This window comes from Amycolatopsis sp. NPDC001319 (assembly GCF_042896185.1).
Classification (GTDB): domain Bacteria; phylum Actinomycetota; class Actinomycetes; order Mycobacteriales; family Pseudonocardiaceae; genus Amycolatopsis.
The window spans coordinates 41,428-58,002 of sequence record NZ_JBIAWY010000004.1 but is presented as its reverse complement, the minus strand read 5'-3'; the positions used below and the strand labels follow the sequence as shown (position 1 = coordinate 58,002).

At 68.8% G+C, this 16,575-nt stretch carries 14 protein-coding genes; 8 read left to right on the top strand and 6 right to left on the bottom strand.

Going from position 1 to position 16,575, the window contains the following annotated elements:
- Positions 1-29: 29 nt before the first annotated feature.
- The 7 genes from ACFY1H_RS15370 (at position 30) to ACFY1H_RS15340 (ending at position 7,152) form a co-directional block, all read left to right on the top strand.
- The gene (locus ACFY1H_RS15370) at positions 30-2,165 is read left to right on the top strand and encodes a hypothetical protein (RefSeq protein ID WP_386946974.1); all 2,136 of its coding nucleotides are present in this window, start codon (positions 30-32) and stop codon (positions 2,163-2,165) included.
- Positions 2,162-3,163, top strand: coding sequence for a hypothetical protein (locus ACFY1H_RS15365; RefSeq protein WP_386946972.1), 1,002 nt, complete (start codon positions 2,162-2,164; stop codon positions 3,161-3,163). The genes ACFY1H_RS15370 and ACFY1H_RS15365 overlap by 4 nt, the downstream gene beginning before the upstream one ends.
- Before the next feature lie 10 nt (positions 3,164-3,173).
- A complete protein-coding gene (locus ACFY1H_RS15360; protein WP_386946970.1) occupies positions 3,174-4,193 on the top strand; it encodes a serine/threonine protein phosphatase in 1,020 nt (339 codons plus the stop codon).
- The gene (locus tag ACFY1H_RS15355; RefSeq protein WP_386946968.1) at positions 4,190-5,140 is read left to right on the top strand and encodes a protein kinase; all 951 of its coding nucleotides are present in this window, start codon (positions 4,190-4,192) and stop codon (positions 5,138-5,140) included. Before ACFY1H_RS15360 ends, ACFY1H_RS15355 begins: the two co-directional genes overlap by 4 nt.
- Entirely contained in the window at positions 5,137-5,844 is a 708-nt protein-coding gene (locus ACFY1H_RS15350; RefSeq protein ID WP_386946966.1) for a vWA domain-containing protein, read from the top strand. The genes ACFY1H_RS15355 and ACFY1H_RS15350 overlap by 4 nt, the downstream gene beginning before the upstream one ends.
- Before the next feature lie 269 nt (positions 5,845-6,113).
- On the top strand, positions 6,114-6,407 hold the full coding sequence (locus tag ACFY1H_RS15345) for a hypothetical protein (RefSeq protein ID WP_386946964.1): 294 nt from the start codon (positions 6,114-6,116) through the stop codon (positions 6,405-6,407).
- A 322-nt stretch (positions 6,408-6,729) separates the two neighbouring features.
- A complete protein-coding gene (locus tag ACFY1H_RS15340; RefSeq protein ID WP_386946962.1) occupies positions 6,730-7,152 on the top strand; it encodes a hypothetical protein in 423 nt (140 codons plus the stop codon).
- On the opposite strand, the gene ACFY1H_RS15335 is transcribed toward ACFY1H_RS15340, so the two are convergent.
- From ACFY1H_RS15335 to ACFY1H_RS15320, 4 genes are all read right to left on the bottom strand, one after another.
- Positions 7,147-7,344, bottom strand: a complete 198-nt coding sequence (locus tag ACFY1H_RS15335) for a hypothetical protein (protein WP_386946961.1) — start codon at positions 7,342-7,344, stop codon at positions 7,147-7,149. The genes ACFY1H_RS15340 and ACFY1H_RS15335 overlap by 6 nt on opposite strands.
- 432 nt (positions 7,345-7,776) lie before the next feature.
- Positions 7,777-10,236, bottom strand: coding sequence for a CehA/McbA family metallohydrolase (locus ACFY1H_RS15330; RefSeq protein ID WP_386946959.1), 2,460 nt, complete (start codon positions 10,234-10,236; stop codon positions 7,777-7,779).
- A 60-nt stretch (positions 10,237-10,296) separates the two neighbouring features.
- Entirely contained in the window at positions 10,297-12,474 is a 2,178-nt protein-coding gene (locus tag ACFY1H_RS15325) for a PQQ-binding-like beta-propeller repeat protein (protein ID WP_366588193.1), read from the bottom strand.
- A 119-nt stretch (positions 12,475-12,593) separates the two neighbouring features.
- Positions 12,594-13,697, bottom strand: a complete 1,104-nt coding sequence (locus ACFY1H_RS15320; RefSeq protein ID WP_386946958.1) for an FAD-dependent monooxygenase — start codon at positions 13,695-13,697, stop codon at positions 12,594-12,596.
- Positions 13,698-13,781: 84 nt separating this feature from the next.
- On the opposite strand from ACFY1H_RS15320, the gene ACFY1H_RS15315 reads away from it, so the two are divergent.
- On the top strand, positions 13,782-14,723 hold the full coding sequence (locus ACFY1H_RS15315; RefSeq protein ID WP_366588186.1) for a TetR/AcrR family transcriptional regulator C-terminal domain-containing protein: 942 nt from the start codon (positions 13,782-13,784) through the stop codon (positions 14,721-14,723).
- Between the two features lie 51 nt (positions 14,724-14,774).
- On the opposite strand, the gene ACFY1H_RS15310 is transcribed toward ACFY1H_RS15315, so the two are convergent.
- The gene (locus ACFY1H_RS15310) at positions 14,775-15,785 is read right to left on the bottom strand and encodes an alcohol dehydrogenase catalytic domain-containing protein (protein ID WP_366588183.1); all 1,011 of its coding nucleotides are present in this window, start codon (positions 15,783-15,785) and stop codon (positions 14,775-14,777) included.
- A gap of 23 nt (positions 15,786-15,808) precedes the next feature.
- The gene (locus tag ACFY1H_RS15305; RefSeq protein WP_366588180.1) at positions 15,809-16,552 is read right to left on the bottom strand and encodes an SDR family oxidoreductase; all 744 of its coding nucleotides are present in this window, start codon (positions 16,550-16,552) and stop codon (positions 15,809-15,811) included.
- Positions 16,553-16,575: the final 23 nt, after the last annotated feature.

Sequence of the window (16,575 nt, the reverse complement as noted above, 5' to 3'; positions counted from 1 at the left end):
GAAACCCGAGAGCCCAGCGGAGCTAAGCCGTGAGCGAAGAGACACCGTCCAAGCCGGAAACCGAGGAACCCGCGAGCCCAATCGACGAAGAACCCAAAGAGTCCATAAAGGACATCAATACGATCTCGAGCCGCGACGAGGCGGTCAAGGGCCTGCGCGGCGAAGCCTCTGAGCTGTCCAACGGACGGTTCACCGAGATCATATCCGAGGCGGAAGAACGGCTGGCCGGTGCCGGCACCCTCAACATCTTCCACGGCGACATCATGGTCGACGGTGACTTCGTCGCTGGTCCTGGAGGACGGAGCAACTCCCGACGTTCGGCAAGAGGGCGGACCGAACTGCTGGACGCCGCGAGCGCGACGAGGTACTTCGTGGCGCCACCCGACTTCGGCGACGGCGTCGAACGACTGAAGGAAACGAACCTCCTCGTCATCGCCGACGCGGCGGGCACGGGTCGCCTCACTCGGGCGCTCGGAACGTTGAGCGAGGTCCTGGGTGACAACCCGCAGGTATACCGCGTCAACAACGCCATGCTGGGAAATCCGAGCTGGCGGGTCCCTCACCCGCGAAGCGGCTATCTCGTGGTGGACCAGGCCGGAGGCGGCGGCAAGTTCGCAGCGGACAAGCTCACCGACGATTGGCTCACGAAGATCTCCGACCGCCTCGCGGCGGATGGGAGCTACCTCGTGGTGGTGACCAGTCCGGTCACCGGGTCTCTCGCCACTGCTTCGAGGCGTGCCGAGTTCGTCGTCGAAGAGCTGGAACTTCCCCATCCCGACGAAATCGTTCGGCGATGGGTGTCCGGCGAACTACCGTGGCTGGAACCTCCCGAACTCGACGAGCACCTGGCCGCAGACGGCCTCTCCGAACTGCTGGAAGACCGTGACGACCCACAGTTCGCATGCAGGGTGGCTGCGACGGTTGTCCAAGCAGTGCGGGCCGGGGAAGACGTTGAGAAAGCCGTCGAAAAGCTCAGTGATCCGGACGGCCAGGTCCTCGAGTGGCTCAGCCGCGGTCCGGATGCCGCCGAGATCGCGCTCGTCCTCGCTACCGCCGTGCTCGAGACCGCCGATTACCTCAACGTCGCCGACGCGGCCACTGCTCTCCACAAGCAGCTCACCACGAACCCGGGCACGCTCAGCGTTCGTTATCTCAGGCGCATCCTCGCGGAACGCGGATGGCTCGAACTCGTGGCAGGGTCCGAGTCAAACGGCGAAGTGCGCCGGTTGAGGTTCAAATCGGCTCGGCTTCGCGTCGCTGTCCTGGGCGTGACGTGGTTCGAGCTCGACGGAGCCAGGCCGAAGATCCTGGACTGGCTCAAGAGCCTCGCCGAACACACCGACGTGGAAGTACGCGCCAGGGCGTCGCAGGCAGCCGGCATCCTCGCGAACACCGATTTCGGACACGGTGTGCACACGTACCTCCTGCCTTGGGCGGCGTCGCAGTCGCCCGCTCTGCGGCAGAGCGCCGCACACGGGCTCAACGTGGCGGGCACGCTCAGCGGGAATACGGAAACCGCCTGGACCTACATCGAGCAGTGGGCAGAGTTCGCGCGAGCAGGCAGAAGCCCGAGTCTGCCGATGACCGCAGGCCTGGCGGTGGGCGGTCAGCTAGGCCTCGACGATCCGAGCCGCGCTCTGCGAGTCCTGCGCACTCTCATCCACGTGGAGGACTGGAGGTTGCTGGACGCGGTTGCGATCAGCACTCAAGCCCTTCTCGAATCGGGACGCGCTGACGAGGTCCTGCAGGCACTGCTGGAGTGGACCAATCGAGCCGACGACGGAGCGTCCGTGGCCAAGGCCCTCACGATGTTCGCCTTCGCAGTACTGCCCGAGGACGACGTGCGCGGCTACCCGTTGCTCATGCGGGAGGAATCGCGACACCGAGACCCCCTCGCCGAGCTGTGGGGCCGCGCGCTGGGCGACTCGTCCGCCCGCGACCTCGCTGCCACCGCGCTTCGCGCTTGGATCCGTTTCGCCGATCGGGACACCGCTGCGTTCGATCCGGTGCTCGACGTCCTCGCCGGCATCGCCGAGCGCGGGACGACGGACTTCGAACGAATCCTCCACCTGCTCGGCGGCTGGGCCCAGGATCCCCACGACTCGTCCGCCAAAGCCGCCGAGTTCCACGACATCCTCGTCGACGTCGAGAAGGAAGCTTCATGAACCTGACCTACAACCCAATCCTCCAGCGCTTGGACCTCCCGAGGATGCGCTTGACCTCTCCTCTGCGTTCCCCCGAGCTGGGTACCGCGATGGTGCTCGAGCGAACCGAAGGCGCTCCGCTGGTGGTGAACCACGGCGAGCGCGTGCCCGAGGCACGGCTCGGCCGCTACCGCAGGATGCACCTGATCGACATCGCGACGCGAGGACTGGGTTTCAGCGTCACAGCCGCAAGTTCGGACCCGGTGTTTCCCTTCACCGTCTCTGTCCAGTGCGCGTGCCAGATCACCGACCCGATAGCCATCGCCCGCGACTGCGTCACCGACCTGACCGCGGCACTGCGGCCCTCCCTCACTTCGATCATCCGAGCAACGGCAGCACGTTTCGACGTGCTTCAGCCCGCCGACGCGGAGAACGCGATCTCAGCCCGGCTCAACACCGCGCGGGACTCGTCGACCGTGCGGCTCAGCAGCTACTCGGTGTCGGTGGTGATGGTCGATGCGGAAGACTTCGTGACCGAACAACGGAAGATCCGGGTTCGCAAGCTGACCTTCGACTCTATGCGGCCCATCGCCGGCGGCAGCCGCGAGGACATGCTCGCCCACATCATGTCGATCGACGATGGCGACCCGATGGCGCTCCTGGACCGGGAACGGGCCGATCGAGCGGCTGAAACCAAAGCGAAGATCGACGTGCTGCGGGCGCTCACGGGAAGCGAGATGGAGGAGTTCAGCGCCTCGGAGGTACGCGAACAGGTACTCGGCGAGTTCTTCGACCGCAGCAAGGCCGGACCCGGCAAGCGGCGCAAGCTTCGCGATGGGATCGAGTCCCGCGCCAAGGCAGCGATCGAAGAGGCCAAAGTGGTCGAGGGGAACGTTCCGCAACCCGCTGAGAAGGCCGAAGAGCCGCCCCCTGCGTCGGCCGAACCCTCGCCAAGCCCGAAGGTCTCCGGCCGAGTGCGAGGGACCATGCGCCCGTCCGCCTCGGAGAGCGAAGGCTGAGGCAGATCCGATGGACATCCACCCGGGTGCCCGAGGCAATGCCCGCCTCTGGCACCACGTCGACGATGCGTTCACGGCCGTCGCGGTATGGACTGAGCGGATCGTCGGCGAAGGCGAGGACGCCGATCCCCTCGTGCTCTACCACCGGCCGAGCGCGTCCGGTCTACTCGCTGTCTTCGACGGAGTGGGCGGCGCCGGCCGCGCCGCGGTCGGGCGCACGCAGTCCGGACAGACGCGGACCCAGGCGTGGCTGGCATCCCGTCGCGTTCGAGGACTCGTCGAGGAGTGGTTCACGGACAACTCGGCGGACGCCTCTGCCGAGGCCCTCGCGGCGCACATCAGCGTCCGGCTGCCGGCAGGCGTCCTCCAGAACCAGAGGATGCGCGGCCGGTTGCGTCGCGAGCTCCCGAGCACGTTCGCCGGTCTCGCGTTCGATCTCTCCCCCGGCGAGGTCGCGTGGCAGGTGCTGTGGGCAGGGGATTCACGATGCTACGTGGCGGAACCACGAGTGGGCCTGCAGCAACTGAGCGTCGACGACACCGAGTCCGGCGACGCCCTGTACCTCCTGCTCCAGGACCCGCCGATGACCAACATGGTTCATGCGGGCGGCAGGTTCACGGTCAATGGGTGGCGAGGTGGTGCCCGGTTCCCGTGCATCCTCGTCACGGCCACGGACGGCTTCTTCGGCTACGTCGGAACTCCCGCAGAGTTCGAATACAAGCTGTGGGAAACGTTGCTCGCGGCGCAAGACGCGATGCACTGGTCGGTCCTGCTGTCGGAACAAGTGGTGTCGTACACAAAAGACGACGCCTCCATCGCGATAGTCGCACTCGGCTTCGAGGACTTCTCAGCACTACGGGCGAGTTTCCGCCAGCGGTTCGACCGACTGCGCGAGGAACACGCAGAACCGATGCGCCGCGCGACCGCAAGCGGACGTGCGGCGCTCGTCGAGACCAGGACGCGCTCGTGGCTCACCTACCGCGACGACTACGAACGACGACTTCCCCAGCACGGAAAGGGTGATTCGTGAAGAAGGGAGAAATCGTCAACGGCTACGAGATCATCACACGCCCGTCGAACACCAACGCCGGGAAATGCGTGTGGGCATTCGCCCGGAAGGACGGCTCGGACTTCTTCATCAAGGAGTATCTCGATCCCAAACGACCTCGCCCCGACTCGATGGGCAGCGTGGCGGACAAGAAGCGACGGCTCGCCGAGTGCCGACGCTTCGAGCGCCACCACGAGAAGCTGTCCCGGTTGCTGCGCGCAGACCACCGGCGCGCCGGGAACCTGGTGCTGACAAAAGACTTCTTCGCCGAGGGCACCCGGTACTACAAAGTGACCGACCGGATCCGGCCAAAGGAAACGAACCCGGCCGATCTGCCTCCGCAGTACCGCAACATCCTGCTGCACACCTTGTGTGAGAGCGTCGCGCTGCTCCACGACTGCAAGATCGTTCACGGAGACCTCAAGCCGGAAAACATCCTGTTCCACTCCCCCGAGCGCAGCGACTTGTGCGTCGCGAAACTGATCGACTTCGACGACGCGTACGTCTCCGGAGACCCGCCGGCAGCAGACGTCCTCGGAGGTAATCCGTACTACGGGGCTCCCGAGTGGCTCGGCTACCTCCGCGGCGACAAGGGAAGCAGGGCCAAGGAACTGACCACGGCCGTTGATCTCTTCGCCCTCGGGCTGCTCGTCCACGGGTACCTCACCGGTGCCCCACCGGCTTTCCCAGCACAGTTCGAATCACCGGCGGCCGCGGTTCTGGCGGGCGAAGACCTACAACTCCACCCGAATCTTCCCTCTGGGTGGGCGCCCCTCCTGGCCGCCATGACGAGGGCCGATCCGACGGCCAGGCCCGGAATCGGCGACGTCCTGTCGCTGCTCGCCTCACTCCGGCCGCCATCTCGAGTGCCCCGTAGCCGTGTCCGTATCAACCTCACCGGCCAGACGCCGGCGGAAGGAGCCCGATGACCGTCGATCAGCAGCCCGGAACCGACCTCGGCTACGCCGTCGACATCGTGTTGTGCATCGATGCCACAGCGAGCATGAAGCCGACGCTGGACAACGTGAAAGACAACGCGCTGTCCTTTCCCGGCCGTCTCGTCGAGGAGATGAAGTCCAAGGGCCGTGGGATCCGCAGCCTGCGTCTCAAAGTGCTCGCGTTCCGCGATTTCGGCGACCGAGCCGACGACGCGTTGTCCGACAGCGGATTCCTGCGAATTCCCGCCCAGGTCGACGAGTTCGAAGGCGCTGTCCGGTCGCTCGAGCCGAGCGGTGGCGGTGACGTGCCCGAATCCGGGCTCGAGGCGCTCGCTGTCGCGATGCACTCCGACTGGGAAACCGGGCTCGATCGCCGCCGGCACGTGATCGTCATCTTCACCGACGCACCGGCACACCGACTTGGCGACTCCCGGCAAACCCAGGCGAACACCTACCCACGGGTTGTGCCTGGTTCGCTCGACGATCTCTTCGCGCTGTGGGGGCACGCGCAGAGCCGGGAGTCGCTCATGGAGAACTCCGCCAAGCGGCTCCTGATCTTCGCACCCGAGGAGTACCCGTGGGCGGACATCGCCGATGACTGGAACAACACGCTCTTCTTCCCGTCGACAGCAGGAGAAGGGCTTGAAGAATGGGAGATGAACGAGATCATCGCAACCATCGCGAGCAGTCTTTGAGGTCGCGATTCCCCTGGTTGCCGCGCAAACGGCCGCCGCACGCAGCAACCGTGCCCCAGCCGGCGCCGGTTGCACGAGCACCGCGGCCCCCGGCCGTCTTCGGCCCCGACGTCATGTTGGCACGGCATCGTGCGGTCCTCGTCATCCGCGAAAGACCTCGCCCCGGGACTCCGCCCGCCGACTTGCGGATTCCCGTCGAGAGTTGTGTCGCGGCACGGTTGGCCACAGAGCCCGGGCTTCCAGGTGCAGAGCTCCTGCGACTCACCCTGGTGGTGACCCTGGGCCGGACGGCACAGGTCGAGCTGCCGCTCTGGTTCCCGGCGCAAGGCCGGGTCTTCCTCCAGCGACTCGTCGACGAAGTGACGGCGCGGGCCGTCTCCGGTGGCGGCCCGCCGCCCCCGCCTCCGCAGTCTGCGGCCCCAAGTGGTCCGGTGCTCAGGCCGTTGCGTGTGCGGCGGGCACCGGACACCCGCGAATGGGTCGTGTTCCGCCCCGGCAACGACACCGATGTGCTTGAGGGATGTACTGACGACGAGGTGGTGAACGATGAACGACAAGGCTGACTGGTCGTGCGACTCGTGTCACGCGAACAACCTCGCGTCCGAACCGACCTGTCACATCTGCGGGCGAGAGCCCGGGAGCGCAACGGGGGTGCTGGTTTCCCCGCAACACCGGCCAGTCACTGTCGCACGCGAAAAGACTCCGTCATTCGTCGAATCTCGGCACAAGGAGGCTGCACGCCCGATGATCGCACTGGCTCCGGTACCACCGAAACGGCCTGCTCCGGCAAAGCCGAAGCCCCCGAGCGCACCGATGTTCCCGCCACCTCCCCTACGTCCCCGGGCAGCACGGCGGCCTCGGTCCCGCCGTACCTTCTGGCGGGTCGTGCGCTGGTCTCCGCTGATCATCGGATTCGTCTTCATGCTCGGCCTCGTCGCCCGCGTCGGTTCGTCGATCAGATCCGACGAGGCGAGCGTAACCGGCAGCACGGCTCCAGCCTGTCCGGATGAAGCTGCGCGCTGGCTACCGAGCGACGGCGAGGGCGCTGAGCTGGTCGCGAGGTATGACACTGGCGAGCACGTTGTGACGATCTGCCGCGACTACATGGGTTCGTACCACTACGACGGCCAACTGAAGGGCAAACCGGTCACTGCGGACAACCACATCTCGCTGGCCGCCGAGCGCACCTCAAACGGATTCACCGCTGTCAACGGCGACTACCGCTACGTGATCACCGGACCGGACCTGACCGTCAGCTACCGGGGAAAAGTACTCAGCGAAATGCACCTCACGCCGATACCGTCATGACCTTCGAGCGAGCGAATCCATCTGCGTGGTGGCGGATTCGGGATCCGCCTGAGCTGTGACGCTGTGACCAGGAGATGCGGGGTGCTCGGCCGTAGCGCCGCCGGCACCGGCGGCAAACCCAACCACAGCAACGACAGCGATGAGCCAAAACAGGAACTTCGCAAGGCCAGCCACGCTGACGACGAGTTTCATCTGTCTCCGCCTTCCGAGAAACGAATGCCGGGAGATCCGGCCCATTCAGAATCCCGTCCGGCAACAACGTCACGACAGTGGTTTCCTGTTTCCTTCGTGGCGTTGCAACGAGAGAACACAGGCTGCACCAGCAGTTCCGCGACGACCTCGGGCGCGAGAGTCGAACCGCGTCTGGTCGCCCGACGGATCGGACACTCCGCCACGTCGCGGCGGCCGCAACGGACATACCCCGTTAAGGCGCGGGGAGCCGGCGGGGACACGTCGGGCTGATCTGAGTTGCCTGGTCGGCCCCAACGCCCCCGGCCGCCGGGAATCACGTCACGCTGAGTGACTACGTCTCGTCAGAGCCACAAGTGAACCCCTCCCCTCGCTCGGCGAGGACGACGTGGCGGGCCCGGCCGCCGAGCACCGGCGGCCGGGCCGGGGGCCACGTCAGCGGCCGCCTGTGTCCACGAGGTAGATCTGTTGCGTGGTGTCGCGTTGGCCCCGGGTGGCGTTACGGTCCGTGACGAAGGCCACGACGCCGGCGGACACCGCGGGGTACGTGGCGTTGCCCGGTTTCGTGAGCTGGGCCGGGGCCGACCAGCCGGCCGGCGTGAGGCGCGACGTGAAGACCTTCCAGCGCCAGTCCGCGGCGCGGGAGTCGTACCAGACGGCGCGGACGGTGCCGTCCGGGTCGTGGCTCAGGCGGGGCCGCTGGCTCATCGCGGCCGGCTCGACCGCGAACGGCGTGGCTGCCGACCAGGTGCGGCCGTCGGTCGAGCGGGCCGAGCGCAGGGACAGGTTCGCGCCCGAGCTCTGGAGGGCGCCGCTGTCCCAGGCGACGACGAAGGCGCCCGAGTGGTCGACGGCCGCGCTCGGGTGGCGGTCGGCGCGGTCAGTGGCGGCGCTGACCTGCGCCGACGCGTCCCAGCCGCCGCGGGTGCCCGCGCGGGTGGCGGCCAGGATCTGCCAGTTGTCCGGGTCCGTGCCGCCCGACGCGGCCTGGCCGGCGGGCGGGGTGTGGCCCGTCCACAGTGGATCCGGGTCGTACCGGTCGTCTTGCCACGCAACGAGAATGCGGTCGCCGTGGCCCACCGCGACGGTCGGGAACACCGAGGCCGGGTAGCGCGGCGAGCGGGAGTCGACGGCCCGGTTGCCGGCGCTGACCGTCTTGCCCGCGGCCGACAGGTTGACCGGCTTCCGGTCGACACCGACGACCTGCGCGTAGACGTCGAACGCGCCGCCGGTGTTGTCGGCCCAGGTGACGACGGGCTGTCCGCCGGAAAGCAGCGCGATCGCCGGATGTATGGCCCGGCCGGTGCCCGCGTCCAGACGCACGGCGGGGCCGAAGAGCAGGCCGCCCGTGCTGCTGTGGCGCAGGTAGATCGCGGGGCGGTGCGGTTGTTCGTGGCCGCGCTCGTCCTGCCAGACCACCCACACGTCGCGCCCGGAAGCGGCGACGCGCGGGGCCGTGGCCGTGCCCGAGCCGCCGGAGAGCTCGACCTCGAAGAGCCCGAAGCCGCGACGGTCCACTCGCTTGTAGACGATCCGGCTGCGGCCGTCGGAATGGCGCTGCGCCACTGCGTGCACGTCGTTGCCGCTGACCGCGACGTCGGCGAACCCCGTGAACTCACCGGTCCCGCCGAGCACCGCCATCGCGTTGTCGTGCCCGGACTGCATGGCGGGCAACGGGATCTCCGGCGTGGGCGTGGCCACGCGGCCGACGGAGACGAAGACCGGCGAAGTCGCCGCGCGCAACTGGTCGGGCAGGGTCGGGTCGGCGTTCTGGCCGGACACGCCGCCGGGCGAGCGCACCTCGGCGCGGAACCACACGTGGTCACCGGACAGGCTCAACGGCAGCGTGCGCGTGTCGTCGGTGCCGCGTACGGTGGTGTCGAGCAGAGCCTGCGCCGAGCGGCCCGGGGAGCCGTACACGAGCAGCCGCGTGCCGGCGCCCTGGCGGACCCGCACCCGCAGCGAAGCGCGCTTCGGCAGCTTCCGGGAGCCGACCACGGTCTCGTCACCACCCATCGCCTCGAAGCGGCCATCGCCGTCGAGGTCGGCCTCGATCGTGACGAACGGGCCGGAAACGCCGGAGGACACCGAGGTGCGGCCGGCCTTCAGGCCGTCGAGGATCGCGCGGACGCTGCGGTCGGCGGCGAACACGCGGGTGGCCGGCTGGCCGGGACCGGCGATGTCCCACAGCTCGCGGAAGTGGCAGTCGCTGGCGGCGCTGACGCCGGTGACGAAGCCGCGGTTCCAGCGGTTCTCGGCGTACTCGATCTCCAGGTCGGGGTCCGAGGCGATGTTGAGCACCTCGATGTTGTGCACGCCCTGCACGCTGGCGTTGTCGTTGGGTCCGCCCGCGGCGCTGTACTCACCGTCGTCGGGATGGGCCACGTGCCACACCGCGTCCTGCGACCGAGCGTCCCAAATGGACTGCTGCACGTGCCGGAACGCCGCCGAGCCGGGCGGGTTCGCGCCGTCGACGACGTTGTCCACCGCGCCGAGCACGATCGCGTGCGGCGAGCCGTTCGCCTCTTCGCCGGGGATCAGCAGCAGCCGGTCGGAGGTCCACTGTGGATCCCAGTGCTGGTCGTACGTGCGGTGGTCGGTCAGCGGCAGGAAGTCCAGCCCGGTCTTCTCGGCCTGGCCGATCTGGTCGCCGACGGGCAGGTTGCCCGGCAGCGTCTGCTTCGACGTCTGGCGCGGCAGGCTGCCGTCGGACGAGTGGTCGTCGTGCACGTGTGTGTCGCCGACGAGCCACTGGCCCTGGGGTTCGCGGCTGCCACCGAAGGGAAAGCCGCCGAGCGGGAGTCCATGGGTCGCGGCGACGGCCGGCGTGGCCACGAGGCCGGACGCCGCGATCGCGCCGCCGGCCACCATGAACTGTCTTCGAGTGAGGCCCATCTCTGTCCTTCTTCCGGGCACCGGCGCCGGTGGTTCGGCGCGGTGGAACTCAAGGGGAACTCAGGGGAGGGAAATCCCGTGGACGACACCGTTCTGGTCGCCGACCACGAGCGTGCGGCCGTCGATCACCGGCCGGCCGAACGTGTAGACGAGGCTCTGCTGCAGCCAGCCCAGCCGGGCGCCGTCGGAGAGCCGCACGCCGATGACCTTGCCGTCGACGGTCAGCACCCACGCCGTGCCGTCGCTGATCGCCACGCCCGCGTTGAACACGCGCAGCGCGAGATTGGTCGTCCACAACGGTTTCCCGGTGGCGAGGTCGACCAGCGTCAGCACACCCCACTCGGTGGTCAGCAGCACGCTGGAGCCGACGACCAGCGCGGGCGCGTACATCGCGCTGCCGGCGACGGTCCAGCGCAGGGCGCCGGTGGCGCGGTCCAGAGCGATCGCACTCGACACGGTGGCGAAGACGACCACGTCACCGCCGAGCGCCGCCACGGTGTCCCAGCCGCTGTACAGCGCGATGTGGTTCTCGACACCGGACACCATCTGGTAGGCCCACAGTTCCTTGCCCGTACGCGCGTCGTGCGCCCGCGCGTAACCGTCGGCCGCCGAGGTGTACACGCGCTCGCCATCGCTCGCGGCCTGCCCGGATGAGAATCCGCGCGCCGGCACGGACCAGCGGCGCCGGCCGTCGGTACCGACCGCGAACAGCGCCTGCCCCGCCGAGAACACGACCTGCTCGTGGCCGTCCACAGTGGAGACCAGCGGTGCGCTCAGGACCGGGGCGTTCGCGTCGAACGTCCACACCCGGCGTCCACTGTGCACGTCCAGCGCGTACAGGTGGTGGTCGACCGACGGGACGAAGGCCAGCGTGCCGTGGACTGCCGGGCGCCGGTAGACCGGGCCGAGCTGCGTGCGCCACGCCCGCTTCCCGCCGCGGCGCAACGCCGTCACCTCACCGGCCGAAGAAGCGGCGAGCACCAAGCCGTCCGCGGCGAGGGTCACGCCGCCCTGCACCGAACCCGGAAGCTGCTCCTGCCACCGGTCGACGGGGTCGCCGGCCACCGCGGGCACGGTGAACAGCGCGACCTGCTCCCACCAGCTGCCGTCGGCCGCGTTCACGCGCACCTGAAGGCGCTGCCGGCCCGGAGCCAGCGCCGAGACGTCGACGCTGCCGGTCCAGCGGTCCCCCGAACCCCTGAGCGGCAACCACGCGCCGGGGCTCGTGCCGCCGAACACGGCCTGCGGATACGGCTGCACGCCGACCTGCTGCGTGGCCGACGCGCGCACCTCGACCGGCAGCGAGCCACCGGAAACCTTGCCCACGTGGACGTATCGCGGCCGCTGCTCGCGACCCTGCCCGCCCCCGGTCAGCGGCACGGTCGCGAACGGCGCCTCGGTGTCGGTCCCGTCCGCGGCCACGGTGACCCGCTTGACGTCCAGCACCGCGGTGCCGTCGGCGGCCGTCGTCTTCTCGGCCCAGTAGTAGAACGGGCCGTTGCGCACGGCGTTCAGCGTCACCTGGGTGAGGCCGTTGAAGCGGGTGACGTCCTCGCGGTGGACGTGACCGGCGATGACCCCGCGCAGGTTGTGCTCCGCCAGCACGTCGAGCACCGCCGGCTGGTCGTCGACGTAGTAGAACTGGTTGCCGAACGGGAAGTGCTGGAACAGCACCACGGGCGTGTCCCGGTGCACGCGACGCAGGTCGCGCTCGAGCCAGTCGAGGCCGGCGGGCCCGTAGTGCCCGGGCTCCTGCAGCACCTGCGTCGGGTCGAAACCGACGAAGTGGACGCCGCCGGCGTCGAACGAGTACGGCGTCGGCCCGAAGTGGCTGTGGAACTCCTCCTTGGCCGACGGGTCCCACCGCGTCTCGTGGTTGCCCGGCGAGTAGTGGATCTTGCCGCGCAGCGCGGCGGGCAGCACCTTGCCGTACTGCTCGTACTCGTCGGGCAGGCCGGTGTCGGTGATGTCGCCGCAGTGCAGCACGAGGTCCGGGTCGCGGCGCGCGATCGAGGCGTACACCTGGGTCAGCCACGTGGTCGACTGCGGGCTCGTGGTGTTCACGTGCGTGTCGGAAACGGCGGCGAACTTCAGGCGGTTTCCGGGCCGGCCCGGCGTGGCGTCCGCCGGTGCGGCGCCGAGCAGCGTGGCCAGCGCCGGGGCCGCCACCGCCCCCGCGGCAAGCCCGAAGAACGCCCTTCGGTGCAGTCCGTCGTGGCGGCAGGGCTCGTCGACCATCAGGTTCCTCCATTCGTGAAGCTGAACCTGCCAACCTTCACCCGATTGGGTAACGCCGAACTGACGCACCGCCGTGGGGAGGCTGAACGACGGACCAAGCTCTGCCGGGCCGTGCGGCGTTACGTGAGACTGATCGCGTTTTTCGCTCGGTCCACCGACTCCTCGGCCGCCGGACCGCCGGGGTTCTCGGTCGCCAGCGCCTGGTTCGCGGCGACGAACGGGCGCAACCGGCTCTCGTAGGCGGCGAACGCGGCGGTGTGGTCGTCGTGGCGGGCGAGCTCGTCGGCGAGCACGTACGCGCCGACGAGGGCGAGGCTGGTGCCCTGGCCCGAGAGCGGCGACGCGCAATAGCCCGCGTCCCCGAGCAGCGTCACGCGGCCGGTGCTCCAGGAGTCGAGGTGGATCTGTTGCATGGCGTCGAAGTAGAAGTGGGACGCACCGGTCATTTCGGACAGCAGGCGCGGCACCTCCCAGCCCGTGCCCGCCAGCTTCTTCGCCACGATTTCCTTCTGCGCCAAGACATCGCGGTGGTCGTACGACAGCGGCGCGGACGCGAACCCGAGCGTCACCCGAAGCTCGGCGTTGTCGTGCACCGGGTACACGGCGCCGCCGGTTTCGCCGTCGCGGAACCAGACCTGCCAGTTGTCCAGACCGAGGAGGTTGGGCGTCGGGAAGATCGCCAGGTACTGCCCGAGGTGCTGCGCGAACCGCTCCTCCGGGCCGAACGCCAGCCGCCGGACGGCGGAGTGCAGGCCATCGGCACCGACGACGAGGTCGAACGTGCGGAAGCCACCGCGCTCGAACTCCACCCGTACGCCGTGTTCGTCCTGCCGCAAGGCGGTGACGGAATCGTCGAAGACGTACTCGACGTCGGCCGCGGTTGCCTTGTACAGCAGGGAAACCAGGTCGTCGCGGACCAGTTCCACGTCGGGGCTGTCCAGGCGGCCGCTGCTGTAGGTCTGCTCCTCCGAGCGGAACAGCTCGGCACCGGAACCGTCCACCACGGACATTCCGCGCATCCGCGTCCGCACCGCGCGCACCTGCTCACCGAGCCCCATCCGGTCGACCACGTCGAGCGCCACCCCGCGCACGTCGACCGCCTGGCCGCCCTCCCGCAGGCCGGGCGAGCGCTCGACGACGGTCACCGAGAACCCGGCCCGGCGGAGCCAGTAGGCCAGCGTCGGACCGCCGATGCCGGCGCCGGAGACGAGGACGTTACGCATGGTTTCCTCCAGGTGTTCGTCGTATCCTTACGGACCACACACTGGCTTCGGCCAGGGAAACATGCCAAAACTGACCTAGTACAGATGGTCAGCTGTACTGGTACAGATCGGAGCCGAGGGATCGCCGAGCAGCGTTACCTGGAGATCGCCGCGGAGCTGCGCCGCCGGATCGCCGACGGGGAGCTCGTGCCGGGTGCGAAGGTGCCCTCGACGCGCCGGATCGCCGTCGAATGGGGCGTCGCGACGGCCACCGCGGCCAAGGCGCTCGCCACACTCGGCCAGGAAGGGCTGGTGCGGGCCGAACCGCGGTCCGGCACCGTCGTCGCGGGCCGGAAAGCCGAGCCGAGGGCACGCCCGCGGCCACCGGGCCTGTCGCGCGAGCGGATCGTGCGGACGGCCATCACGATCGCCGACGAAGAGGGCCTCGCCGCGTTGTCCATGCGGGGAGTGGCGGCGCGGCTGGGCGTGGCGGCGATGGCGCCGTACCGCTACGTCGGCGGCCGCGACGAGCTGGTACTGCTCATGGCCGACGCGGCCTTCGGCGAACGCGGCTACCCCGCGCGGCCGTCGGGCGACTGGCGGACGCGGCTCGAACTGACCGGTCGCACCCTGTGGGCGCTGTACCGGCGGCACCCGTGGCTCGCGCAGCTGTCGCCGATCACGCGCCCGCTGCCGCTGGCCAACCTGGCCACGCACGCGGAGCAGGCGCTGTCGGCGCTCGACGGCTTCGGTCTGTCCGCCAAGCAGCTGTGCGACCTGCACGTGCTGTTCTTCAGCTACATCCAGGGCGTCGCCGTCCATCTCGAACGCGAGCGGCACGCGGCCGGCACGTCGGGGCTGACCGAGGACGAATGGCTGGCCACGCAGGCGCCCGGCCACACGGCGATCATGGCCGGCGGGCGCCATCCCGTCTTCACGCGGATGCTCACGACGCTGGAAGAGGACGGTTACGACCTGGATCTCGACGAGCTTTTCGAGCTCGGGCTGCGCTCGCTGCTCGACGGCGTCTCGCTGCGGCTGGCATGAGAAAACGCGCCCACCTCGGGGTAGGTGGGCGCGTTTTCCCGGACCGAGGCGTCAGTCCGCGATCTGGAGCACCACGCGGATGTTGGCCTTCGGCATGTGCTGGTAGGCCTCCTCGGCCTTCTCCAGGGGGAACACCTCGTACACGGGCCGGATGCCACGCAGCACGGCGAAGTTCAGCGTGTCCTCGCTGTCGCGGGCCACGCCGCTGTACCAGCCGGAGAGGTTCAGCCGGTAGTCCGCCAGCGTGTGGCCGGTGACCTGGATCGGGTTCTGGCCTTCGAGCACGATCACCTGGCCGTTGGGGCGGATGCCGTTGATCAGCTCCGACTGCATCTCGGCGCGGTCGACCGTGCCGAGGATCACCGAGGCGCCGCCCATCTTCTTCAGGGACTCGCCGACGCTGCCTTCGTTGCTGTCGATGTACTCGTCCGCGCCGAGATTGCGGGCCAGCTCCTCCTTGGCGCGGCCGCGGTTGATCGCGACGGTGCGGAAGCCCATCTTGTTGGCGAACTGCACGGCGAGGTGGCCGACGCCACCCACACCTTGCACGGCGACGAGATCACCGGGGCCGGCCTTGGCGTGGCGCAACGCGTTGAAGGCGGTGATGCCGGCGCACATCAGCGGCGAGGCCTCGGCGAACGTGAGGCCTTCGGGGATCCGGGCGACCGCGTCCTCGGGGGCGACCATGTACTCGGCATAACCGCCGTCGAAGGACGTGCCCGTGATCGTGCGGCTGTCGCAGTTGACGAAGTCGCCGCGGCGGCAGTACTCACACGTGAAGTCGACCCCGCCGGACCAGCCCACCCCGACCTTGTCGCCGACCTTCCACAGGGTCACGGCGTCGCCGACCGCGTCGACGACACCCGCGATCTCGTGCCCGGGCACGCGCGGCAACTTGGTGCCGAACAGCGCCATGCGGGGGATGATCTCGCCGCCGCACACGCCGCACGTGTGCACCTTCACCCGCACCTGGTTGGGCTTCGGCTCGGGGATCGGCAGTTCGACCTGCACGAACGGGCCACCCGGTTGCTGAACCTGAGCCGCGCGCATTGTCCCTGTCATTTTCCCACAATTCCTTTCGGTGGTCAGTGCATTCCGCCGTCGCAGACGAGCTGCTGTCCGGTGATCAACGCGGCTTCGTCTCCGGCGAGAAATGCCGTCACACCCGCGACGTCTTCCGTGGTGCCCAATCGCCCGATCGGGACCATTTCGATCAAACTGCGCTTGTATTCGTCGTTGGCCGGGTCGGTGAAAATCCCGGCGCCGTCGATCGGGCCGGGCACCACCGTGTTCACGGTGACGCGGCGCGGGCCGAGCTCCATCGCGAGCACCTTCACCAGGTATCCGGTGGCGACCTTGCTGGTGCCGTAGAGGCCGACGCCCAGCTGCGGAACCGTGGTGGTGTTCGAGGAGATGGTGATGATGCGGCCACCGTCGGCGATGCGGCGGGCGGCCTCGCGCAGCACGAAGTACGGGCCCTTGGTGTTCACCCGGAAGAGGAGATCGAAGTCTTCTTCCGTGACGTCCGTGACGGGGATGTTGACCTTTTCCATTCCCGCGTTGGCCACGACGATGTCGATCTTGCCGAACTCGGCCACGGCCGCGTCGTACAGGTCGACGATGCCGTCCACCTGAGACACATCGGCCGCGTGCACCAGCGCCTTCACACCGTGCGCTTCGGCCGCCTTTTTCACCTCTTCCGCGGCGGTTGCGTCGCGGGAGTAGTTGATGACCACGTCGGCGCCCTGCTCCGCCAGCCGGAGCACGATGGCCCTGCCCAGGCCTTTCGACGATCCCGTGACGAGGGCCACTTTACCGCTCAGACTCATAGGTGCTCCCCTGTGTCAATACA